The sequence below is a fragment of the Enterococcus sp. XAF26B05_ASV22 genome (genome assembly GCF_056727285.1).
Map to the genome: position 1 here is coordinate 564,644 of NZ_CM161538.1, position 24,123 is coordinate 588,766.

Annotated in this window: 20 protein-coding genes; 16 read left to right on the forward strand and 4 right to left on the reverse strand. The window is 36.6% G+C overall.

What is annotated here, in order from left to right:
* The first annotated feature begins 269 nt into the window (after nt 1-269).
* The 13 genes from AC1PU0_RS02840 (at nt 270) to AC1PU0_RS02900 (ending at nt 16,097) form a co-directional block, all read left to right on the forward strand.
* The gene (locus tag AC1PU0_RS02840; RefSeq protein ID WP_206848566.1) at nt 270-944 is read left to right on the forward strand and encodes a winged helix-turn-helix domain-containing protein; all 675 of its coding nucleotides are present in this window, start codon (nt 270-272) and stop codon (nt 942-944) included.
* Between the two features lie 556 nt (nt 945-1,500).
* Entirely contained in the window at nt 1,501-5,112 is a 3,612-nt protein-coding gene (locus tag AC1PU0_RS02845) for a pectate lyase-like adhesive domain-containing protein (RefSeq protein WP_479998672.1), read from the forward strand.
* A 14-nt stretch (nt 5,113-5,126) separates the two neighbouring features.
* Nucleotides 5,127-5,450, forward strand: a complete 324-nt coding sequence (locus AC1PU0_RS02850) for an LPXTG cell wall anchor domain-containing protein (protein ID WP_069654930.1) — start codon at nt 5,127-5,129, stop codon at nt 5,448-5,450.
* A complete protein-coding gene (locus AC1PU0_RS02855; RefSeq protein WP_479998673.1) occupies nt 5,447-6,256 on the forward strand; it encodes a WxL domain-containing protein in 810 nt (269 codons plus the stop codon). The genes AC1PU0_RS02850 and AC1PU0_RS02855 overlap by 4 nt, the downstream gene beginning before the upstream one ends.
* Nucleotides 6,257-6,288: 32 nt before the next feature.
* Nucleotides 6,289-7,098, forward strand: coding sequence for a WxL domain-containing protein (locus tag AC1PU0_RS02860; protein ID WP_479998674.1), 810 nt, complete (start codon nt 6,289-6,291; stop codon nt 7,096-7,098).
* Nucleotides 7,099-7,186: 88 nt separating this feature from the next.
* Nucleotides 7,187-8,335 carry a WxLIP family cell surface protein gene (locus AC1PU0_RS02865; protein WP_069653985.1) on the forward strand — a complete coding sequence of 383 codons (1,149 nt, stop codon included), beginning with the start codon at nt 7,187-7,189 and terminating at the stop codon, nt 8,333-8,335.
* 22 nt (nt 8,336-8,357) lie between these two features.
* Nucleotides 8,358-8,573 (forward strand): hypothetical protein, encoded by a 216-nt coding sequence (locus AC1PU0_RS02870; protein ID WP_479998675.1) that lies wholly within the window; start codon nt 8,358-8,360, stop codon nt 8,571-8,573.
* Nucleotides 8,574-8,635: 62 nt separating this feature from the next.
* A complete protein-coding gene (locus AC1PU0_RS02875) occupies nt 8,636-9,022 on the forward strand; it encodes a hypothetical protein (RefSeq protein WP_479998676.1) in 387 nt (128 codons plus the stop codon).
* An 18-nt stretch (nt 9,023-9,040) separates the two neighbouring features.
* The gene (gene lepB, locus AC1PU0_RS02880) at nt 9,041-9,667 is read left to right on the forward strand and encodes a signal peptidase I (RefSeq protein WP_206849214.1); all 627 of its coding nucleotides are present in this window, start codon (nt 9,041-9,043) and stop codon (nt 9,665-9,667) included.
* A 616-nt stretch (nt 9,668-10,283) separates the two neighbouring features.
* A complete protein-coding gene (locus AC1PU0_RS02885; RefSeq protein WP_206849213.1) occupies nt 10,284-11,300 on the forward strand; it encodes a linear amide C-N hydrolase in 1,017 nt (338 codons plus the stop codon).
* A 775-nt stretch (nt 11,301-12,075) separates the two neighbouring features.
* Nucleotides 12,076-13,068, forward strand: coding sequence for a LacI family DNA-binding transcriptional regulator (locus AC1PU0_RS02890; RefSeq protein WP_111247585.1), 993 nt, complete (start codon nt 12,076-12,078; stop codon nt 13,066-13,068).
* 117 nt (nt 13,069-13,185) lie between these two features.
* Nucleotides 13,186-14,622 (forward strand): PTS transporter subunit EIIC, encoded by a 1,437-nt coding sequence (locus tag AC1PU0_RS02895; RefSeq protein WP_069638981.1) that lies wholly within the window; start codon nt 13,186-13,188, stop codon nt 14,620-14,622.
* 26 nt (nt 14,623-14,648) lie between these two features.
* On the forward strand, nt 14,649-16,097 hold the full coding sequence (locus tag AC1PU0_RS02900) for a glycoside hydrolase family 32 protein (RefSeq protein WP_206849212.1): 1,449 nt from the start codon (nt 14,649-14,651) through the stop codon (nt 16,095-16,097).
* 340 nt (nt 16,098-16,437) lie between these two features.
* Here AC1PU0_RS02900 and AC1PU0_RS02905 read toward each other — a convergent pair whose 3' ends face one another.
* A complete protein-coding gene (locus AC1PU0_RS02905; RefSeq protein ID WP_069653978.1) occupies nt 16,438-17,034 on the reverse strand; it encodes a LemA family protein in 597 nt (198 codons plus the stop codon).
* 335 nt (nt 17,035-17,369) lie between these two features.
* On the opposite strand from AC1PU0_RS02905, the gene AC1PU0_RS02910 reads away from it, so the two are divergent.
* The 3 genes from AC1PU0_RS02910 (at nt 17,370) to AC1PU0_RS02920 (ending at nt 19,494) form a co-directional block, all read left to right on the forward strand.
* Nucleotides 17,370-18,257 carry an SDR family oxidoreductase gene (locus AC1PU0_RS02910; protein ID WP_479998677.1) on the forward strand — a complete coding sequence of 296 codons (888 nt, stop codon included), beginning with the start codon at nt 17,370-17,372 and terminating at the stop codon, nt 18,255-18,257.
* 31 nt (nt 18,258-18,288) lie between these two features.
* Nucleotides 18,289-18,723 carry a DUF2188 domain-containing protein gene (locus AC1PU0_RS02915; RefSeq protein ID WP_206849210.1) on the forward strand — a complete coding sequence of 145 codons (435 nt, stop codon included), beginning with the start codon at nt 18,289-18,291 and terminating at the stop codon, nt 18,721-18,723.
* Between the two features lie 237 nt (nt 18,724-18,960).
* Nucleotides 18,961-19,494 (forward strand): DNA-3-methyladenine glycosylase I, encoded by a 534-nt coding sequence (locus tag AC1PU0_RS02920; protein WP_206849209.1) that lies wholly within the window; start codon nt 18,961-18,963, stop codon nt 19,492-19,494.
* 825 nt (nt 19,495-20,319) lie between these two features.
* Here the strand turns inward: AC1PU0_RS02920 and AC1PU0_RS02925 are convergent.
* The 3 genes from AC1PU0_RS02925 to AC1PU0_RS02935 form a co-directional block, all read right to left on the reverse strand.
* On the reverse strand, nt 20,320-21,750 hold the full coding sequence (locus AC1PU0_RS02925) for a 6-phospho-beta-glucosidase (RefSeq protein WP_206849207.1): 1,431 nt from the start codon (nt 21,748-21,750) through the stop codon (nt 20,320-20,322).
* Between the two features lie 170 nt (nt 21,751-21,920).
* Nucleotides 21,921-23,246, reverse strand: a complete 1,326-nt coding sequence (locus AC1PU0_RS02930; protein WP_111246859.1) for a PTS sugar transporter subunit IIC — start codon at nt 23,244-23,246, stop codon at nt 21,921-21,923.
* A gap of 337 nt (nt 23,247-23,583) precedes the next feature.
* Nucleotides 23,584-24,003, reverse strand: coding sequence for an effector binding domain-containing protein (locus AC1PU0_RS02935; RefSeq protein WP_206849205.1), 420 nt, complete (start codon nt 24,001-24,003; stop codon nt 23,584-23,586).
* Nucleotides 24,004-24,123 lie beyond the last annotated feature (120 nt).

Sequence of the window (24,123 nt, forward strand, 5' to 3'; positions counted from 1 at the left end):
GAACTACTTAAACTATGAAAGTAAGTTTAATCTAGTATTCTGATATTTCCTAGTAAACATACCTCCGAAAAAGTAAAAAAACTTAAAGAAATCGGTAAAAATTTTATGTAAAAACACTCAGTTTTCTTACCTAAAAATAGATAGTGTATGGCGAGAATGTGCAGGGGAATCTAAGCAAGAATTTCTTCCGTTATCTTTGCGATAAAAGATGATACATAAAGGAATCTGAGAACCAAAAGAGAATTAAATATGAAAGGACGATATATTATATGTTGAATCTAGGAATAATACAACAAGAAATAAAAGCGGATGCGATGCTGGATAGTTTGTTAGAGCTAGAAAATTGTTGTGTAAGCACTGTGGATAAAAAAGAACAGTTACAACAATTGGATGGATTAGTAATAGTGATGAAAACAAAGGATCAAATAGCTAGTGTTATTGATTGGTTAATTGCGTCGCAAACAACACCCACTTTATTTGTCTGGATTTTTTCAGAAGTTGAATTGGAACATGAGCAGATGATGATGATGAGTTTAGGAGCTAATGATGTAGTGATATCAACAGCGAATTTACCTCAATTATCAATTATCATAAAAAATACATTTTCTAGGTTAAACGGTAGGATTTCAGAAAAAATAAACCATTCTTCAGAAAAATTCTTGAATGAGAAGAATCGAACAGCATATATTAATGGTGATGAGATCTCTTTAACTAAAAAAGAATTTGAACTTTTAAATATTTTGTATGAAAACAAGAATACGACCGTTCATTACGAAGAATTAATGGATAAAGTATGGAAAAATCATTCTAAAAGAAACACCTTTTTGATAGCGAATACAGTATTTCATATACGGAATAAGATGAAAAAAAGTAAAAATTTCGATATAAAGACTACACGTTCTAAAGGATATATGCTAAAAATCAAAGAGAATGAAATGGAGTAATTAAGAGATAGAGGTAGATAAATGCCGATAAAATAAAGAGAAAAAAGAAGGTATGTTACTGAAACTGCCAAGAAATGTCTACTTTTAAATTTGGGAAAGCGTATCAATTGTTGAAAACGGTCTACTAGAAGTATAAAAAAATTTCAATATAGCTAAACTGGCTAGGTTTTACTACTTCTAATTGAGAAAAGCATAGAGGTTCAGTTCTTCTTCCTTATGAAGAAAAGAAATAGCAATTAGTCTTTGACAGCATGTGGTGTGAATAGGGTAGTCATTTTTTCAGAATAGTTTTTTCCTTTTCTAAAGTTTTGCTTTTACTTCTGTAAACTTCATTTTATTTTTTGGTGATTGGCCATAATATTTCTTCCTTTCGTTGTTCTGCATACAGATAAACAGCATATCATGAATTAGAATTATCTATTTTATTAGTATATATCCAACGAGCTCTTTTTAACAGAAATATGTGCCAAGTGACATAAGAAAGACATTATCTACAACGTAAGGAGGTGAATTTTTTTAAGAATGATCATGTCACATATAGGAGAGGAGGAATAAAATGAAAAGGAAAAAAACTGTATTTTTACTTACAAGTTTTATTGTAGTAGTAAGTATGTACTTATCTATGAGCACGTCATTGATCAAAGCAGATACACCTAAAGAGGGCAATGAAACGCTTAGCTCACGACAAACTGTTTCAGAGATAGCACGACCAAGAATGGAAAATATTGAAGCCTATGAACTTACTGCGAATGGTACGGGAATTGTTGCTAAAAATATAGCAAAAACGATGACAGATATCCAAGGTTACAATGGTGATATTGCCGCAATCAAACAAATGATTCTCAAAGAGACAGGTGCCAAAGCATATGGGTTATCCGGGGGATCTGTAGTGGATGTCACAGACAGTATCCAAGTATCTGACTTAAAGGGACTAGAGACCGTTTCATCGAATAATTTGCAAGAATTTCATTTAACGCTAACAGTACCGGCGACTCAGTCAGGAACAGGTAGTGCGTTGAGTAGTGACGTCATCGTATACATTGGAAATGTTGCAAAGGTAAGTAATTGGAGTCAATTAGATGCTGCTCTAATGAGCAATACGGTAACAATCGTTGATGTACAAAGTTCTATGACAAATACGGCGACTGGTAGAGCAGACCGCAATCTTTCAGACAATCGGCCCAATTATGTATTACTAGGGAATGGCTATTCGCTCGATTTTATAGGCTATTCTTATAGATGGGGCACGAATACATCCATCGTGCACAAAGCAGTGGTCGATAACGTTGACCTATATGGCGGACATTTCTATGGACCTGTGACAATGTGGGATCGAAATGCCTATGGTTCAAGTATTACGTACCGCAATGTAAATTATACTGGATCACAATTGACCGCTTCTTTCCAAGCTGTTCTGCGCTTTGAAGGAAAAAATGTGATTAAATCGAAAGCCACTCAGTATACATCCTATAATGGAACAGTCCGAAATATGGCTGATACAAACCAATCTGGTTTGGAGTCACACACCCTAGTGTTTGCCTCTAATACAGATACGACTATTGAAGCAGAAAACGGAGACGGTGTGATCTTAGGTAGTTGGTATTCTGACTGGGATACGATCGCTACTATTCAACCGTCATTAACACTTGAAGAGAATGCCACCGCCACGATTCGTACATTAGGCAATACAGGGGAAACCAACTCTTGGCAAACAAATGGAGGAAGTATTCCGTCCGTCATCAGTGTACAAAGAAATGGAAAAATCGACGTTGGGAAAAATGCTAATCTAAATGTTGAAACGGCTGATGGTACGACACGTGTACCAGTTCGATTGGGTTATCAGGCAGCAACATCGCAATGGACGACGAGTATCAATCTTGAAGACAGTAGTAATTTCAATGTAACGATCAATGGACCAATCAGTAACACCAATTCTCGTGCAGGATTCATGCTTCAACAAAATTCAGCAATCAATGTGGGAGATAATGCAGAGATGGTTATCAATGCCAATCAAATGACCACTGGAGCACCGATTATCTCGATGGGGCAAAATGCCAAATTTGATGTCGCCCAAAAAGGGAGTCTCGTCTTGAACAAAAACGGAGGAACTGGTCGTCTTTTGGATCTTTCAACGGGATCGAAATTCCAAGTAAAAGACCAAGGTGTGACGAAATTCATCTCTACTAATGAAGGGGCCTCTACCAGTTCAATGATTTATGGTGGAAGTGGGTCATCCTTTATCATTGGTGATAAAGGAACATTTGAGTCTGTGATAAAAGAGGGTACAGGCGTAAGGAATATGTTGGATTTTGGTAGTAACACGACATTCCAGTTTTCAAACGCACAAAAAATCGATTTGGACTCACGTGGCAATACTAACGTAAATCTGATTAATATGACAAATCCAGGTACGTTTACTGCGGATATCCAAGCAGTTTCTGCTTGGAGTAAAGCAGATGCTAGCCAAGCAACGCCAACTTTCTATTGGATACCAATGTATGGTATGTCAATCAAGTACAATGGTACTACTACAACAAGTGTAGTAGGAAATAGTATTACTAACGCTATTCAGAAAAGCTTTGTAGATAATTATCGGACAGAGAACTTTTCTAGAATTGTATACGACTATATTCCAGATGTTCTTGTAGGATTTGACCAACCAAGCGACAATAAGACACTGGAAAGTGGACAAAAACTAACGGGAACGGTCAATAATAATGCATTGATGCTCTTTTATCTTGTAACGGACGAAAGTGATCCAAGTACAGATGTACTATTGACAACACCTACTGTTACCTCTCCTATAGAAGGAGATACCCGTAAATTTAATACGATCGCCGATAATAATGGGAAATTTACATTTGATTTACCAAGTAGCGTAACGTTAAAAGCAGGCCAAAAAATCAAAGCATACGCTTGGTTAGATGGTAAAGACAGCTATGCACTTCAAACGGTCGCAGATAAAACACCGCCCGAAGGAGAATCTGTCAACTATCAGGTTGCGTTGAACGGCCCAACACCAACAGCAGATAAATTCGTAAAAAATCCGACTGATTCCAATCCAACGCCACAAAACTTCACGTATGCATTTAATGCTGAAACACCACAATCAATGGTCGATGGCTTTATGAGTCAAATTGGCGAACATACAGTGAAAGTGGATTTATTCGATGAAGCAGGCAATGAGACGACCATCGTATCAAAACTTACAGTGAATAAAGTGATAGACGGTTCTGATTTTAATGCACCGTATAAGGACATTCGTGACTTATCCGATGATCAATTAAAAAGCTATATCCTTGAGCATAGTCAATCAACGGCGTATAAAATTAGTGATGGGCAGAAAACAGATATCAGTTCTTTAATAAAAGTAACTGATTTTGGTGGATTGAATGAGACTGAAAATCTTCGACCTAAAGCATATCCGGTAACATTGACGGTGAAAGCAGCAGATTCAGGATTAGCAACAGATATCTCAATAACGATCAATGTGACGGTTGTTGACATGGATGCTGTATTACGTGTTGAATTTGTGAATGAAGCGAATCAAGTGCTTTCAGGTTACACAGTAACTATCAATACGATAGTAGGCAATACCGTAGACTTAACGACAAATGATGCCGTTCAAACCCAAGTAGAAAATGTCACCGCTGCAGGGTATGACATCGCGGAACGTCCAGCCAACGAGAACGCAATCACAATCGATAATACGGCAGTTACTGTACAGTACAAGCTGCAAGGAGTCTTAAGTCTGACATCCGTGCCCAATGCCCTTGATTTTGGAACCTTGACATACGATGCAAGGACTAAACGCGTGGAAGATCCATCTTTCGACGAGCAATTAGTCGTAACGGATACACGAGCAGATGCTAAAAATGGTTGGCGTATGACCGCATCTTTATCTACACCAATGCGCAATAGTGAAGGACAAGAATTGATTAATGCCTTGCGCTATATGAATCAAGGCAAAGAAACAATATTATCTCAGGATGCACAGGTGATTTACACTAATACTAAAGGTACAGCTGGTAGTTATGCCATCAGCGATGGTTGGGGTAAAACATCTGATACAGACGGGATAAAACTCCAAATCAATTCCTCTGACACGGTATATACGGGAGATTATGTTGGCGTCATTACATGGAAAGTGATGGCAGGACAACCATAAAAGGAGAGAGGGAAATGAACTATTCACGCATTATCTTGTTCGGCTGTTCTCTGCTTCTATGGGTGGGTACAATAGTTTCTGGGCCCATTGTCCAAGCTAAAGAGGGGACTGGCGGTCAAGTCAGTACGACAGGTAAGATTTCTTTTTATGAAGAAGTGACTGAACCCAGCAGTTCTGCTCCAGTGGAATCAAGCACAGCGAAGCCGACTAAACCCATAGGGAACTTTCCTAGTACTGGGGAACAAATTCGAACGTACAGTTTGATTTTAGGCGGCATGATCCTTTTATTCCTTCTCTTACTCTTTTTACGGAAGCGTAGGAAGGAGGAGCGGGAATGAGCGTAACAAAACAAACTTTTTTACTCAGTATGGTACTAATTATCGTGCTTTTCAGCAGTACGTTCAATTTGACTGCTAACGCAACACCTGCATCGTTAAATCAATCTGGAACTGTTTCAGTTGAAGGGAGCGTAGTGACGAATCCAATTGACCCTGAAAATCCAGGAGTACCTATTGATCCAGGACCAGGTCCGTCCACAGAAGGACCACTACGTATCGACTATGCATCATCTCTGGATTTTGGCGAAAGCAAAATCAGTAAAGGTACGCGTAAGTACAATGCATTAGCACAACAGTTTTTTGGAGAAACTGGACCTAGAGGTAGTTATATCCAAATTACGGATCAACAAGCGGATTCCTCTGGTTGGACACTACAAGTTAAACAAGAAACACAGTTTACCAATCAGATTATTCAAAATAAAAAGGAACAAGAACTCAAAGGAGCCGTTCTTTCGTTAGATAAAGGATGGGCGAATTCTAGCGGCACGAGCGAAGCACCAACGGTGACGCGTGAAACGATTGGGTTGAATTCTATCGGTTCAGCCTATGAAGTAGCGACAGCACGAGCTGGCAGCGGAAAAGGGGTTTGGACCATCGCATTTGGAGCGTCAGATACCAATACGAATAATCAACCACATACCTTGAGCCCTGTAGTGGATGCTTCAGGTAAACCAGTAATAGACCGTACTTACAACAAACCGGTCTATCATAATTCAGCAATCATCTTGAACATACCCGAAACAACGACGATATATCCGGTCGAATATCAAACGGAGTTAACTTGGATATTAGCCAAGTTGCCTTAATAGATTACACACATTTTAGGAGGAAAAACAATATGAAAGCAAGAAGTCTTTGTACAACAACATTAGCAGCAATCTTAGGAGTAGCGGTGGTAGGAACAGCATCCCCTGCTTTGGCGGCACCAACAGAATTAAGTTCAACAGGAAATGTAACTGTAGAAGAAGGAACAGCCGGTGGTGGTGACCAAGGAACGGTCGATCCAGAAAATCCTGATCAAACATTACCAACTCCAGATCCAGACTCTCCAGGAGAAAATACAAACCCAGATACTGGTTCCCTAGTGATTGAAAAAACAACAAATTTAGACTTTGGAACAATTAAAACATCAGCGAGTGATGTGACAAGATTTGCGAAACCAATGAGTTTTGAAAGTGGTGCGAAAACGCGTGGCGCATACGTACAATGGGCAGATGTTCGTGCGGGAGGAACATACGGTTATACAGTGACCGCTCAATTATCAAGCCAATTTAAGGATAGTACGGGAGCGAATGTATTAACTGGTTCGACGATTGATTTCAGTAATGGATTATTGGCTGCACAAGGCGACAATACAAATACAGTACCATCAAGCGCACAAACTGCTTTTCAACTAACGGAAACAGCGAACGATGCAAAAACAATCGTAACGGCAAGCAAAGATAAAAAAGAAGGTAAAGGTCGTTATGCAATGGAATTTGGTCAAAGTAAAGATTCAACGGTGGGTGTCGCAGGTACTGATGCGAATTCAGTGAAATTAACTGTCCCAGCAGCTACAGCTTCAAACATGGCAGCAACAAATTATACTGCAACAGTCACTTGGAAAATTACTGCTGCACCAGCTGAAGAAGAAACTCCGGCAGGATAAACTGTATTTTTCTATTTTTTGTAGACTAACAATTATGTCTTGTTAGTCTACCTACATAAAAAAATACTTAGAATAAATGAGGTTGATTATGGAAACATATACAGTATCTAGATGGCAACGTATTTTAATTTTTTGGAGTTTAGTTGTGGGACTTTTTTTCTTTTTCCAAACAGTTCCTGGCTATGCCGCAAAAGAGAACCCCATAGGTGCTACAGGTTTTACCTACAGTATCACCTTTCCAGAGAATCAGGTAGACAAAGATTTAGGCTACTACAAATTAAAAATGGCTCCAGGCCAACACCAACAATTAGCTATTGCTTTAAGCAATCCTAGCACAGAAAAAGTGACAATCGATGTGAAATTGAATGGGGCGAAGACTAACCAAAACGGTGTGATCGAATATGGAGAATCTACAATAAAAAATGATCAGTCATTAAAATTTGATTTTACCGACCTTGTGAAAGGACCAAAGTCAGTGGAGTTGGCGCCAGGAGAAACAAAAAATCTAGAGCTGACTGTTGACATGCCAGAAACTGACTACGATGGTTTGATCGCTGGGGGCATTCAGTTGATGCGTGCGGGACAAAATGACGCAACGAAGAATAATGGTGGCTCAAAAATCATCAATCAATATGCTTATGTTATCGGGATGGTTTTACAAGAAAATGAGACCCAAGTTAATCCCGATCTGTCCTTAAACAGCGTAAAAGCTGGGCAAAACAATTATCGTAATGCGATTTTTGTCAACTTTTCCAATGTCATGGCTACATACTTGGATAACATGACAATTGAAGTGCAAATCACTGAAAAAGGAAAAGAAACAGTACTATACGAAAGAAAACAGACGGCTATGCGGATGGCGCCAAATTCTTTCATTGATTTTCCAGTTAGTATGAATGGTGAGCAAATGGCTCCCGGAGACTATGATGCAGATATCCTCGTTACCTCTGGAGAAAAACAATGGGCATGGAAAAAAGCCTTTAAAATTACGGCTGAAGATGCTAATAAATTCAATGAGCGGGATGTCGGTTTGATCCAAGAAAAAGGTTTAGACTGGAAATTGATTCTATTACTTGTACTAGTTTTCCTTATGTGTGTTCTTTTGCTCTTTTTCATTCTTCGATTCCGTCGTAAGAAGCAACAAGAAAAAGAAGTTGCTATCAAGAATGAACATCAACAAGCGAAAAATCAAGCAGCAGTGAATACAAGTAAAAAGCATAGGAAACCAAAGAATTAGCGGAGCATAGGGGATGAAATGAGTGTCTATCATAGATTGGATTTTAGTTATAGGTATTGCACTAACAATCGTTGCGCTCCTAGGATCAGCCTATTTTTTGGTTCAGATTTTAGGAGCACAGCAACAGATTGAGAGGCTAAAAAACAGACGAATCAAAAATAAGAAAAAAAAGCGAGTAGTGGCAAGTAAAAGTCAACAGCTTATAAAAAAAGAAAACGAAGTCTTCTGCTTTGTTTAATATCGTTGTTGCTAACGGGTATATTTGGTGGTACTTCTAAGTATATTTCACATTATCAGGCTATGAACCTGACAACGGACGATTCAGAATCTGTTGTCAAAGGCTATTACCTGTTAGATGATTTTGAAGAACAGATAACCATCGCCAAAGAGAAAGGCGATAGTGAGGAAAAGCTACAAAAAAATATTCGGTATCTAGCAACAGCAATGGCTAGCTATGGAACAAAAACGGCGAGTACGACTAATTCGAAAGAAGGTCAACTGATACTGAATCGGTATTATAATGCAATCAAGCAAATAGGAATGAATGCAAGTACTCAGACTAAAAATTTCTATGGTAATACACAAGTAGTCGACAGTTTTATAGAGGATATAAAAAAAATACAGACGTATGAAAAAGCAGCCTTCTCCTATTATAAGGTCGACGAATCTAACTTATCACAAGAGTAATAAGTGGAGTGAGAAGCAATGAAAAAGACAAAGTCTCACAGACTATCGCAAGAGGAATCGACTAAGCAAAGGCAACGAATATGTCAGCCGACTGAATCAAAAAACAAACATTATTCTAATAGTCAAGCTCTTTTTTTTAAAGAACTGTTTTTAGCTTTGACCGGTGGTAGTATTTTGGTAGTGGGATTGACTCTAATGGTTGTGAGTATTTTAACGATACAAGGATTTAGTATGGTACCAACCTTACGAGAAGGAGACAAGGTATTAATTCGAAAACAGGGAGACTTGAAGCGGTTTGATTTGGTTGCTTTTACTGTAGGTGGTAAGGGTCCACAGGTTCGCCGTATTATTGGCCTCCCAGGAGAGACGGTTCGTTATGCAGACGATACATTGTATATTAATGAACAGCCGGTGGATGAAAAATTTTTGGTGGAAGCTATTAATGAGAGCCAAAAAAATGGTCGCAACTATACAGAAGATTTTGAACAAAAGACTGTCGTTATTCCAGAAGGGTATTACTTTGTATTGGGAGATAATCGACCATATGCGAATGACAGTCGACAGTATGGTTTCGTGGCTAAGGATCGTGTACTTGGTAAAGTGATCACAAAACTGTTTCCATTTAATGAACTTGAATCATTTTAAAAATATAAAATGGATCAAAGTAAGATAAAAAAAGCTGTGTTATTAATTCAATTACTCCTTATCAAGTAGATAGCAAAATCTAGAGTAGCATGGCTTTGGACATAGGTATTTATAAACCAAAACTTTAAAAGATAGGAATATTCGTTTATTATAAATTATTGAAGACGGGGTTTCTACATTGATTTTTTGCAAAGGGATTTGTTATGGTTAAACATTTACTTTTAACCATATTTCCCCACCTTCAAATTGAGTAGTAATACCGGTTTAATCACTTGGATTGTTAAGGTTATCGGTTATAGCATAATACTCTAATGGTAGTTTAGGGGATTTAAACGCTTGTCCCAACCTCTTCTATTTGGCTGAAAACAACTGAGTAAAAGTATAAAAAATTCTTCGTTTGTGATAACGTGGAAGACATCCCAAAAGTCTAGATTTTTTATAAGATAAGGTATACAGTTAAAGATAAGTAACATAAACTGGGATTATAGGCAGCAAAGACTATTTTGGGGCATAACCTAAATCGATTCATATATCAAATGAACGGCTCTCATAACAAGGGATTTTTACTTACAATGCCATGCTTAAGGATATGTTTAATAAAGAAAGGTTGTTGAAAATGTGCACAAATATTAAATTAATAGCAAAGAATAAGGATATTTTCTTTGGTCGCACTATGGATTTGAATATGTCAATGTTTGGTGAAGATATAGGAATTGATCTAGATGTAAAGTTGGTTTCTATACCTAAAGGTGTAACTGTTAAGAGTCAATTGCAACCATGGAAAAGTAAATATGCTGTTTTAGGCGTGTCTACGAAGGATACTACAATCCTGTATGATGGTATCAACGAACATGGCTTAGCTGGAGATTGTCAAGTTTTAGTGGAAACAACGAGAAGTAAGACAGCCGAAATTGAAGCACAAGGAAAAACACCTATGATTGGGGAGGAATTTGTCACGTATGTATTAACGAATTTTAAAAGTGTAAAAGAACTTCGAGAAACATACACAAAATTCATGTTGACGGATCAATTTTATGAATATCAAGGCGCTAAATTACAGTTTCCACTGCATTATGCGTTTATTGATGAAACAGGTGATGGTGTTGTTTTAGAACCAGTAGTTGCGGGCGGTTTTAAAATGTATGACTATGTCGGCGTGATGACAAATAGTCCTGAATACAATTATCATACAGTGAACATTAGAAATTACATTGGGCTTGAAAATACAGGAGTATCTGAAAAAAAAGTCGATAAAGATTTAACACTGCAACCTATTGAAAATGGAACTGGTTATGGTTTGTTTGGTATTCCAGGTGATTATACCTCTCCTTCACGCTTTGTACGAAGTTTTTATTATAAAAATATGGTGGATACGTTTGATACAGAAACAGGTATAAATACCTTGTACGCAATTTTTAGACCATTAATCATACCACGTGGCTTAGAACATGCGAAGAAAGAAGAGAAGATCACGGACTATACACGTTACTGGTCAGGATATGACGTTACGAATAGAACCGTTTATGTCCAAACTGGGGAAGGATTAGCTATTACATCCAAAACCATGGATGCAACATTAACTGAGATCACATATAATGATATTCAACTAGATAATCACATTTATACAGTTTAATGAGTGAGCGGACTAAAAGATTATGAGTCAAGGTGTACATCAGTATAAAAATAAAAAATAGTTATTTGAATACTTACTTAACATAATCTCAATAAATTCACAAACAAAGCGTACCAACCAGAATATAGGTGCGCTTTTTTTGTGAATTTAATGTTCAAAATAATTGTTAGTAGAATTTATTTTAGAAAAATTTTAAATATTAAAATGAGAACGTCTTATCTGTACGAAAAGAAGGTAAATAAAAAAAGGTAGTTTTAAGTGTCTAATAATGTATGTTATGTTAGTTATTAAAACAAAAAAGATAAGGGTCAAGCAGGAGTTGAACCTGCAATGTCTCCCAAATGAGTTCATGACCCGAAAATTGATAAAGTACTTTATAATCAAATTATATACTAATTTGGAATAAGTTAAAAAAAATCAGCTCAATAGTATAAATAGTAGACAGATAACGATTTTTAACAAGTATGTCAAAAAGGATGAATAGATGATAAAACGAGAAGAAGAAAATTCTTTAGTTATTGTATTTGAATTTCAAGGAGATCGTATAATGAGAGAAGTGTATTAAGAAATAGGCCGACAAATCTGTATCGAGAAAAATATACGTGAAAATGGTAATTATGATGTGAGCAGAGGAATTAATTTTAATCGATTGATGTATGAAGGAAATGTTATAACGTTAGATACTGAAAAACTAAATAAATGAACATGAATAACAGCTTAAAATAATCATGCCACATTTTTTATTATGATATACTATCTAATGAGGTGAAGGTGAATGGTCAATATGAATGATGTTGCAAAAAAAGCAAACGTCTCTAGAGGAACTGTATCCAATTATGTCAATCACGTAAAAATCAAGCCAGAATTAGCTGCTAGAGTAGAAAAAGCAATTGAAGAGTTGAATTATATACCAAATCAAGCGGCTAGATCATTAAAAAAACAAGAAAGTGACATCATTGTATTTATATTACCAACGATATGGACGCCATTTTTTTCTGAATTGGCCTATTATATCCAGTTAGAATTGCAAATTCAAAATTTTAAAATGTTATTATGTAATTCTCAAAATGATTATAATTTAGAGTTAGACTATATAAAAATGGCGCAAGAACAGAAAGTCAAAGGAATTTTGACTATTTCCTACAGTGATATAGAACCCTATCTTATTTCAAACATACCGATTGTTTCAATTGAGCGTTATTTTAATAGTGCTATTCCATTTATAACAAGTGACAATTTTGGTGGCGCTAGACAAGCAGCAGAAGAATTGCATAAACGAGGGTCAAAACGACTGCTGTTAATTTTAAGAGAGTTACCCAATAATTTAGGTATTTTTGAACGAATGAATGGTTTTATTGATTATTGTACTCATAATGAATTGGAATATGAAGTTTATTTAGATAAAGGAAACTCAATTGATTTTCCCAAAAGACTGGATCTATTTCTAACTGAAAAATTTTCAGAGAATTGTCCTTTTGATGGGATTTTTACTGTAACAGATCGATATGCAGAATTTGTTTTTAATACATTTGCACATTTACCGTGGTCGATTCCAGAAGATGTACAATTAGTTGGTTTCGATGGTGCTAGAAGCTTTTCTAATCAGTCATTGACTATTTCAACAATGTCTCAGGATGTGCGTGAGATTGCTCGTTTAAGTGTGAAAGAGTTAGTGGAATTTGATGATAGCTTAGCTATACAAAAGAAACATATATTACCAGTGAAGTTTACAGCATTTAAAACGACTAGAAAATTGGATGAAAAATAAATCCAATTTTTTTGTTTGAAAGCCCTTGCTTTTTTGGAACGTTCCAAGTATTATAATAATTATATATGGAACGTTCCAAAAACGGTTTTTTCTAAAATAATCAAGGAGATGAATAGTTTGGATTATAAAAAAATTGCTGAAGAAGTATTAGAAGGTGTCGGGGGAAAAGAAAATATAGCGAATGCTGCTCATTGTGTTACGCGTTTACGCTTAGTATTGAATGATAGTAATAATTATAATAAAGAAACATTAGAAAATATCGAAGGCGTTAAAGGAGTATTTTTTAATAGTGGACAATTACAAATTATTTTTGGTACAGGAACAGTAGAAAAGGTTTTTGCTGCATTTCAAGAAGTTTCAGGGATAAAGGAAGCTTCATTGCAAGATGTAAAAGCCTCTGGAACGAAGCAACAGAATAAATTACAACAAGCATTTAAAGTATTCTCTGATATATTCATTCCAATCATTCCAGCCTTTGTTGGGGCGGCGATGATTTTAGGATTGAAGTCACTATTAACGACACAATTTGGCTTTTTAGGTGGCTCAATGGCGGAGGAATGGCTTTGGGCGCAAGATTTAGCTAGTTTTCTAGGCGTTATTGCGACAACATTTGCTTATCTTCCTGTCTTAGTCATGTATTCAGCAACCAAACGATTTGGTGGAAATCCAATCTTAGGTTTAGTGTTAGGTTTTGTGATGATTACACCAGATTTGATGAATCGTAATGACTTTGTCTTGGGCAATTATGATACCTTATCCTCTTGGCATGTATTTGGGTTATCCATCCCACAAGTTGGGTTCCAAGGTGGCGTGTTTCCAGCAATTTTAACAGCATGGTTCTTATCAAAAACAGAAGCATTTGCGAAGAAAAAAACACCACAAGCGTTGAGTTTTATTTTGGTACCGACAGTTACTATTTTATTCTCTGCTCTTGCTTTATTCTTAGTATTTGGTCCAATCGGTAATGCAATCGGCACGGGATTAGGATGGATCATTGATATTCTATATAACAAAACAGGATTTGTGGGTGCCTTTGTTTTTGCAGCATTGCTTCAGCCACTTGTTGTAACGGGCACGCAACACGCGATCCAGGCCATTGAAGCGCAATTAGTTGTGGCCACAGGATTCAACTACATTCAACCATTATGGTCCGTTTCAATCATCGCACAAGGTGGAGCAGCATTGGGTATGTTTTTCCTTGCGAAGAAAAATTCTAAGCGTCGTGAAACAGCAATGTCTAGTTTTGTTCCAACATTATTTGGTATTTCAGAACCAGCAATTTTTGCAGTCAATTTACGTGACTCGATTATTCCATTTCTTGCTGCTTCATTTTCAGCAGGGATCGGTGGTGCTTTTATGAAAATATTTGATGTCAAAGCAACAAGTTTTGCTTTAACAGGTCTACCAGGTTTGACGATCGTATACCCACCTAGATTGATCTTTTATATCATCGGAAATTTAATGGCATTTATTTTACCGATTATTATTTTGATTGTTTGGAATCGCGTTAAAGGGGTAAAAGGAGCAGAAATAGGGAAAGGTAGTACCTTATAAAAAGAAGGGACGTCTGAGAGCAATTGATGAGTAAAAAAATTGAAAAATATACATTTTATACGACGGAATGGCAAGAATATTTAAGTCAATTAGAAGAAAAAATAAACGAGAGCGCCTATCTCCCAAAGTATCATTTATATCCCAAGACAGGCTTGATGAATGATCCAAATGGTTTGAGCTATTTTAATGGCAAGTATCAAGTATTTTATCAATGGTTTCCATTTGACTCTTTTCATGGAATGAAACATTGGGGACATGCTACTTCCGAAGACTTGGTTAAATTCAAAGATGAAGGTTTTGCTCTTATTCCCAATGAAGAATATGAAAAAAATGGTGCCTATTCTGGTAATGCTTTCGAATATAATGACGAACTCTATTTGTTTTATACAGCGAACTATAAAACAGATACAGGGAAGTTAGCGAAACAAGCTTTGGCGATCATGGATAAAAAAGGGACTATTACGAAATATCCGAAGAATCCAATCCTTGATGGTGCACCGAAAGGATTTAGTCAAGAATTAAGAGATCCTTTTGTTTTTGAGCGTAACGGTTCTTTTTATATGTTACTTGGCGGAGGTCGTTTTGTGAAGGGAGAACAAACGGGTTTTGGCGACATTGGTGAATTGCTTTTGTATAAGAGTACTAATTTAGTGGATTGGACGTATCAAGGAACGATTGATTTACCCATCGATAAAGGTTATATGTTAGAATGTCCGAGCCTTGTAACGATTGATGGAAAAGATGTTTTATTTCTATCACCGATGGGCTATGAGAAAGAAACGTATCGTTACCAAAATCGTTTTTCTTCCATTTATTTAGTAGGACAATTGGATGTTGAAAAAAGAACGTTTGAATTAGAGCATGTGGATGAGTTGGATGCTGGCTTTGATTATTATGCCCCTCAATCATTTTATGGAAAGAATCAGTTGCCATTAACGTTTGGTTGGTTTGGCTGTGGTGAGCAAGTATATCCAATTGACACTGAAGGTTGGAAACATGGATTAACGACTGCACAAGAAATGAGAGTAGTGGATGGAAAATTAAGACGTTTTCCAACAGAAGAAGTACAAAAACAGTTTGCCGATAAACAAACAATAAGAACTGACCAACTTCTTTTAGAATACCCCTATTATCATCTTCAATTTGAATTGAACAAAAAACAAGATTCGACTATTTGCTTTGGTACAAAAGATGATTTTTGGCAATTGAATTTAGATGAAAAAAAAGAGACAATAACGATTGATCGTGGCTATTTAGCTAAAAAAATTGATACCGAATATGGCATGAAACGAACATGTGAAATAGCTGAATTAGCAGATAATATCACAGTTGATGTGTTTGTTGATAATAGTTTTATAGAACTGTATTTGAATGAAGGCGAACGCGTTTTTAGTTTTAGGGTCTTCTTAGAATCAGAACAAACCACTATTTCGTTTTCGAAAGAAACTGAAGCCACGTGGGCATATTTTGAATAATAGAAAACGCTATACGCATCTTGATAGATTTCATCAAGATGTGTATAGCGTTTTTTGTGCAACTTTTTATATGCGTAACATTTTTTATTCTGTCCTTGTGTTCAGCAGAAATTAAATCTGTCTGAGAGGAGTATAAGGCTGGGCTTACCAGATGAATGGTTTCAGCTCTAAATACTTGCGCCACCTCCACCAGAAGATCCACCACCTGGTTTAAATGGCCACCACCAAGCAAATAATTCTATCATGTAAAAACACCTCCTTTATTGTCCGCATTTGGCTAAACATTTTTATATCAACGAATAGATAGTGCCCTCTAATTTTTGGCAATATCTTATGAAACTTATTTTTGGGAAGTGCTAGTCGAATTATCAAAATTTACAGAAGGTACAGTACTTGCTGTTGGATCAGCTTTAAAGTAATCCTTCTTACCTAGACCCATCATATTTGCAAAGATATTTTTAGGGAAAGAAACCACTTGCTCGTTGTATTCTTTTACAACGTCATTATATCGTTTTCGCTCAACAGAGATACGATTTTCAGTCCCTTCTAATTGGGTCATTAATGTTTGTACATTATTATTTGATTTTAGTTCAGGATAATTTTCATTGATGACATTGATCAACGTTCCTACAGATTGGTCTAACTCTTGGCTAGCTTTTATTTTATCTGAATCATTGTTCGCAGAACCGTATGCTTCACGTGCTTTAGCAATATCACCAAAGACTTGTTGTTCTTGTTGCATACTGCCTTTTACACTGTTGACTAAGTTTGGAACGAGATCGGCTCTACGCTGCATCACGTTTTCAACTTGACTCCATTGAGACTCTACTGACTGTTCTTTCTTGGCTAATCCGTTGTATTGACTGACCCCGAAAACGCCTAATAAAACAATGACGATTACAGCAATCAAGCCAAATCTTGTTTTGTTGTTTTTCATGTCTTTTCCTCCTAAAATTTAAATTGTAACAGGATAGCTCGTGACGCTAGATAGTGATAAATACTTAATGCAACGAGCATTTTTAATTCAATGTAATGTTATTGTAATGTTTTTGCAATCTTTTGGCATCCAACTTAAGACCTATTTTTTATAAATAAATGGTTGTATACAGTTAATTATAGGAGGTTTTAACGTATCAGCCAAAGAAATCCACTTTTATGAACGTTTCTTAAAGTATAAAACATATGATTTGTCAGCACTTATATTTTGTATTAGTGTTAAAGAGTAAGCTGGTAGTTACTTTTATTGGCAACAAATTTAGAGGAGGAATCAAGATGACAGAAAAAATTGAAAATCCGTTAACAAGATTCTACGATGGGAAATTTGAAAAACAATCACAAGAGGCACCTGCATTACAACAAAAAATGACTCCTGTACCTGATTGCGGAGAAACATCTTATAAAGGATCAGGCAAATTAGAAGGACGTAAAGCGTTAATCACAGGGGGAGACTCTGGAATCGGGCGTGCTCCAGCCATTGCGTATGCAAGAGAAGGCGCGGATGTAGCAATCAATTACTTACCTTTTGAAGAAGCAGATGCGAAGGAAGTCAAAGCCTTGATTGAAGCAGAAGGACGCAAAGCGGTTTTATTACCAGGTGATTTAAAAGAAGAAACATTTACACGGAAACTCGTTCATGATGCAGCAAAAGAGCTAGGTGGGTTGGATGTTTTAGTCTTGAATGCAGGAATGCAGCAGGCTGTAGAGCATATCAAAGACCTATCAACACAACAAATCATGGATACGTATACGACAAATATTATCTCAATGTATTGGGCAGTGCAAGAAGCTTTGGATTACTTGCCAAAAGGCGGGAGCATTATCACAACAACTTCGATTCAAAGTGCTGAACCAAGTGCAAATTTATTAGATTATGCTGCGACAAAAGGTGCCATCACTTCATTTAGTAAAGGCTTATCGGCACAATTAGCTTCTTCAGGAATTCGTGTCAATACTGTTGCACCAGGTCCAATTTGGACAGCGTTACAAATTTGTGGTGGACAACCACCAGAAAATATCCCTGAATTTGGACAGCAAGAATCGATTGGACGAGCTGGGCAACCTGTTGAATTGGCATCTGTTTATGTATTTTTAGCTTCTAATGAAGCAAGTTATGTCACAGGACAAGTCTATTCAATTACAGGCGGAAGTTTCTTTGCTTAATTGATTCCGTTATTTAAGGAGATGAATGATAATGCCTTGGGATTTAAAAGATTATCCAAGTTCGTTTAAAAACTTTGAGCCTTTGTTAAAAAAGAAAGCCATTGAGATTGCCAATGCATTAGTCAGTGAAGACTATCCAGAGGACAAGGTGATTCCGATTGCCATCTCTCAAGCTAAGAAGTGGTTAGGTGAAGCAACGGACACTGAAAAAGCTGTTTTTAAGAAAGAGGCTGATCCTGAAAAAACGGACAAACACAGCGGTAAAAAAATCAACACAGATTTGTTGGATAATGATGTGTTGGTTTATTATCAGGAAAATCGATGGCATGTTCAGACAAAACAAGCTGAAAAAGCAGCCGACTCGTTTGATACGAAAGAACAAGCAATGAAAAGAGCAAAAGAAATTGCTGGAAATAAAGAGTCTAAAGTTATTGCTTACAAGAAAGATGAAAAGCCTACTAGTTGAGCATGTAAGAGCTGAGATTTAAAGAGGACAAATAAAATCAGGCAGAAACAAAAGCGTTTAGCTCCGAGAAATAAGAGGGAGCTGCTTTTTTCTCGCCATTTATTCGGATGTAGAACGCAAAACAAAACTGACTTTTGGTTTTGTTTTGCGTTCTTTTTTAGGTGGAATTTGACGAATTCGTATCGATAGTTTCTTTTGTGCTATGATAAAAGAAATAATTGAGTGTAGGAGACAAAGATGAAAAAGAATCAACCGTCAAAATTTGATTGGTACCATAATCAATGGGGGACCCCCACACATGATGACCGTTTACTTTTTATTTTGCTTACTGTAGGAACCTTTCAAGCAGGATTAAGTTGGAAGGCAGCTGCTGGTAAATTAGATGTATTTTTACGAAACTTCCATAGTATGGAGATTCAAAAAGTTGCTGGGATGATGCCGGATGATGTGGAAAAAATCATGCAAGACCCTGAAATGATTCGCAACCCAAGAAAAATAAACGCGACAATTCAGAATGCTCAAGCGATTTTAGCAGTGCAACATGAATATGGTAGTTTCGCAGAGTATATGTGGGATTTTGTTGGAGGTGTTCCTCGGTTGAATGTGTATGAAGAAGCATATGAAGTCTTAAATGTCACACCGTTATCTAAACATGTCGCTAAGGATATGAAAAAACATGGGTTCACCTTTGTCGGACCGGTTGTGACGTATATGTTTATGAAAGCCAGTGGGATGATTCAAGATGAAGTGTTGAATCGGGAATTAAAATAGCAAGGCAGAACGTTTTAAGTCTATAAAATCGAAACTTAGGTTTTTTAAGAATAAAAACAACTTGTGTAAAACATCTAACCTACACAAGTTGTTTTTCATTTTTCAGGAACTATTCAGTTATAGTTCCTAAATTATCTTATTCAATCGTTCCCCAGTCTCAACCAATAATGCGCCAAAATTTTGATAAACCACAAAAATCCAACTAGATAGGCAAACAAAAAACAATCAGACCGGCACCTCATCGTTTTCAATAGACACACTCACACCAGAAGATGAAGTGGAAATTGATCAAGCAGTTGATTATTATTTAGCAATGGAAGGCTTCAATCCTATGATGCAAGCACGTGGGTTTGGTAAATATCGGTGGAAATCTCATTTATTCTAAATTTAATGAGGCTATAGATTCTATAGACGAATAAAAGAGGCAGAGGAACAACTTGGGAGATTAACAATTGTATTACAAATCAAAGTTGTAAAAAAAACATTTAGAGGGGAAAAGCGTTGTTTAATAAAAAAGTATTCAAATATGTATATATCACTATTTTTATTCTATGGCTTATAGGTATTATATTGACCTTGAATTTAATGCCTATACAAGATTTTGGAACGCTAACTTATGCTCAACAAGTAGAAGCTCAAAAAGAGTATTCTATTCATTATGATCTGGGGATACTTCTGATTAAAATCAGTGAAGTTTGTTTTATCTTAGTAAGTCTTTATCTTGTATTTAAATGGGTAATAAAAAGGCGTAACTAGCTAAAAGTGAGTGGATAAAACAAACAATTTTCGTTTGTTTTATCCACTCACTTTTTTTATCAAAAAATCTTACAACGCTTCACCATTACTCTTGATCACTTGCTGATACCAGTCAAATGATTTTTTCTTAGAACGCTTCAACGTCCCTTGTCCTTCATTATCCTTATCCACATAGATAAAACCATATCGTTTCTTCATCTCACCAGTTCCTGCAGAAACCAAATCAATAAAGCCCCAAGGTGTATAACCAATCAATGGAATCCCATCAAATTCAACCGCTTCTTTCATCATCTCAATATGCGCTTTCAAATAATCGATGCGATATTGGTCGTTGATTGTGCCATCTGGTTCAATTTCATCGATTGCGCCAAAGCCATTTTCCACAATAAACAACGGCAATTCATAGCGCTCATTAAACCAGTTCATGGCATAACGCAAGCCTAACGGATCAATTTGCCAACCCCAGTCAGAGGCTTCTACATAAGGGTTCTTCACTAAATCTTTCGACTCATCATAATCAAAAGCAGGTCCTTTTTCATGATCTTTAATTGCAAATGACATATAGTAACTAAAACCGATATAATCCACACAACCCTGGGTTAAATCAGTCAAATCTTGTTCTGTAATATCCAGATCAAAGCCTTTACGCGCCAAATAGTTTTCCATAAAGCTAGGATAATGACCACGAACATGAACGTCTGTAAACCAGTATCGTTTTTGCATCGCACTGACTGACATCATCATATCTTTTGGATCACAAGAATACGGATAAATGGGACACATGGCAATCATACAACCAATTTGAAAATCAGGATTGATCTCATGACCGATCTTGACTGCCTGAGCACTCGCTACTAATTCATAGTGAGCCGCTTGATACATGATTTTTTCACGATTTTCACCTTCTTGGTACTTAATACCAGAGTTGGTAAAAGGCGCAAAGTCTTCAGCGTAATTCGCTTGATTATTGATTTCATTGAAGGTCATCCAATACCTAACTTTATCTTTATAACGTTCAAAACAAACACGTGCAAACTTCGCAAAGAAATCAATCATTTTACGATTACGCCAGCCGCCATATTCAGTAACTAAATGATAAGGCATTTCAAAATGAGATAAAGTGATTACAGGCTCGATCCCATATTTTAAACATTCATCAAACAAATCATCGTAAAACTGCAATCCTTCTTCATTTGGTTCCGCTTCATCTCCAATCGGAAAAATCCGTGTCCAGGCAATGGATGTCCGGAAACAATTTAACCCAAGGTCGGCAAATAATTTTACATCTTCTTTGTAATGATGGTAAAAATCGATGGCTTCATGATTCGGGTAATTTTCCCCTTGTAAAACGCCATCTGTGATTCTTCTAGGTACGCCATGGGCACCGACGGTCATCACGTCAGCAACGCTTACACCTTTACCACCTTGATCCCAACCACCTTCTAATTGATGAGCAGCAACCGCGCCGCCCCAAAGGAAATTCTCTCTTAAAATTGACATATTCTCTTCTCCTTTAAAATTGTATGTCCGACCTTCAACAACTAGTGCCTTAGCACATGAAATGCGTAAAGATCGAAACATTTGAGTATAAAAACACTGCATAGTTGGGAGGAATTAGTTGAACGGAGTCAGCTATACAGTGTTTTTTGAATTATGTTAGAACAAAATAGCTAAGCTTCTATCCCTTCCAAGACTTCTTCTGTAATCGGTTGATTTGTTTCTTGTGCATAGTTGATGGCATCCATTTTTCTAGCAAAAGGAAGGTAAATAAAGAATCCTAATGTTAAGACAAATAATTGAAGTAAAGCTGCTTGCCAACCACCAACTAATAAACCAGAGATGATTGGAGGTGTTGTCCAAGGTACTTGAACCGCTGTAAACAATGGCACTAAACCGGTATACAAGGCAAAGTAAGTAATGACTGAAGACACGACTGGCGTAATAATAAACGGCAATGCCATGATTGGATTCATTACAATTGGCGTAGCGAAAACGATTGGTTCATTGATATTAAAAATAGCAGGCCCAATTGATAGACGACCTAGTTGTTTGAATTGAGCTGATTTTGCAAAAAAAACCATAAATACGACTAATCCCATTGTCATACCAGCTCCTGTAACAGTTAAAAATTGATCTAAGAATTGTTGTGTCACGATATGTCCACCATTTGCCACTGTTAATTCTTTTCCTGAATTTAGGATATCTGTATTTTCCAAAGAGTTTGCTTGTAAGATGGGTCCCATGATTCCGCCGACAATTGTTGAACCGTGTACTCCGAAAAACCAAAATAAAGGAACTAGGAATCCTAGAACTAAAGCCCCACCCAAGGAGTCGGTCACCCCTTGAAGTGGCGATTGTAAAACATCATAAATGAAATCAAAGAACGTTGTTTTAAAGACTTTGTCAAAGAAAATATACACAAACATCGCACCGGTAATCAAAGCACCAGCAGGAATCAACGCTGTAAATGAGTTTGCTACGTTTTCAGGAACAGCTTCTGGTAATTTGATACGAATATCATGACGCAAGAACCAACTGTAAACCCAACCAACAATCAATCCAACAATAATTGCTGTGATCATACCCTTACCAGCAGTCCAATCTTTGTTAATAATGTTTCCGATCGTCACACCGCTATCTGCATCTGTCATTTCAGAAGACATAAATAAAATAAAGACAACAAGTGAAATCATTCCAGCAGGTAAGCCTTCGAAACCTTCAGTTTTTACATACGAGTAGGCGATCCCGATCACTGCAAAAACGGACATGATAGCAAAAGAGGCACCATACGCCTGATTAAAATAAACAACTAAACCACTATCAGTGATCCATTTTGCCACAGATTCGATCGGTAAATTAGCTAATAATAGAAAAATCGAACCGACGATCGTAAAAGGCATGGTATACAACATACCATTTCTTAATGCTGTAATCGCTTTAGTATTGACGAATTTTAAAACGGGTGGTAGAACTTTTTCATTGATCCATTCATTCATTCTAAACCTCTCCTTTGGTTATCTAACGTAACGAAAAATAAGTGCGTGTAGTAGTAGTTCAATTGAACGGCCGCTCTAATTTGAATCTACTGAATACGTTTACATTCATACTATAAAAGAAATCCTTCCTATTTAAAATAGGTAAAGCATGTTCAGAAACATGTACCATGTAAAAAAACAAAATCATCAAAAAGATGCAGTGGTGACCGAAGGCATTTAGGTTCAAATAATTGGCCTAAAAAACCCCACAATGCGGTTTATGCATTGTGGTTTTTTTAGGGAATTATTGAGGAACCTAACTTTTTTACGCGTTTATTCAGATTGACATCCTGGACATTTATTTACGAATCGCTGGTAATTTCAAGATGATTTTTTTAGGGTCAAAATCAAGTAATTGAATAGTATGTGTGCCGCCGATCCCATATTCGGGGGATTGATACAGTTCGCCATAACTAGCACCAATAAAGTTATCGATATCTGCTAAAGTGTCCCAAGTTCCTGTGAAGACAGCATAATCGCCAGATTCAAGCGTAAAGGTACGATTTCCTTCATTCGCTTCGATAAAATAGTTGTATGTGCCATTGCGTTCATCAGGGTCATTGATAATGATTGCTCTGACGTTTTTTTTATCAGTTGGGAGAATCTCTAATTTCTGGTTATTCACTTCAATAAAGTCTTCTGGTGTTTTAGGAATAGCAAATTTGTACTGTTTTCCAGTGATCACTTCTGTATTCAAATAGTCGATGGTAAATGACATGAATAGTCACACTCCTCTTTTTTAATAGGCCAGATATCCTAGCATTGCTTGACTGTGCTTGGTGTTTGATAGGTGAAATCTCATCTCAAAAACCATAGCCACACTTCAGCATTTTGTCAA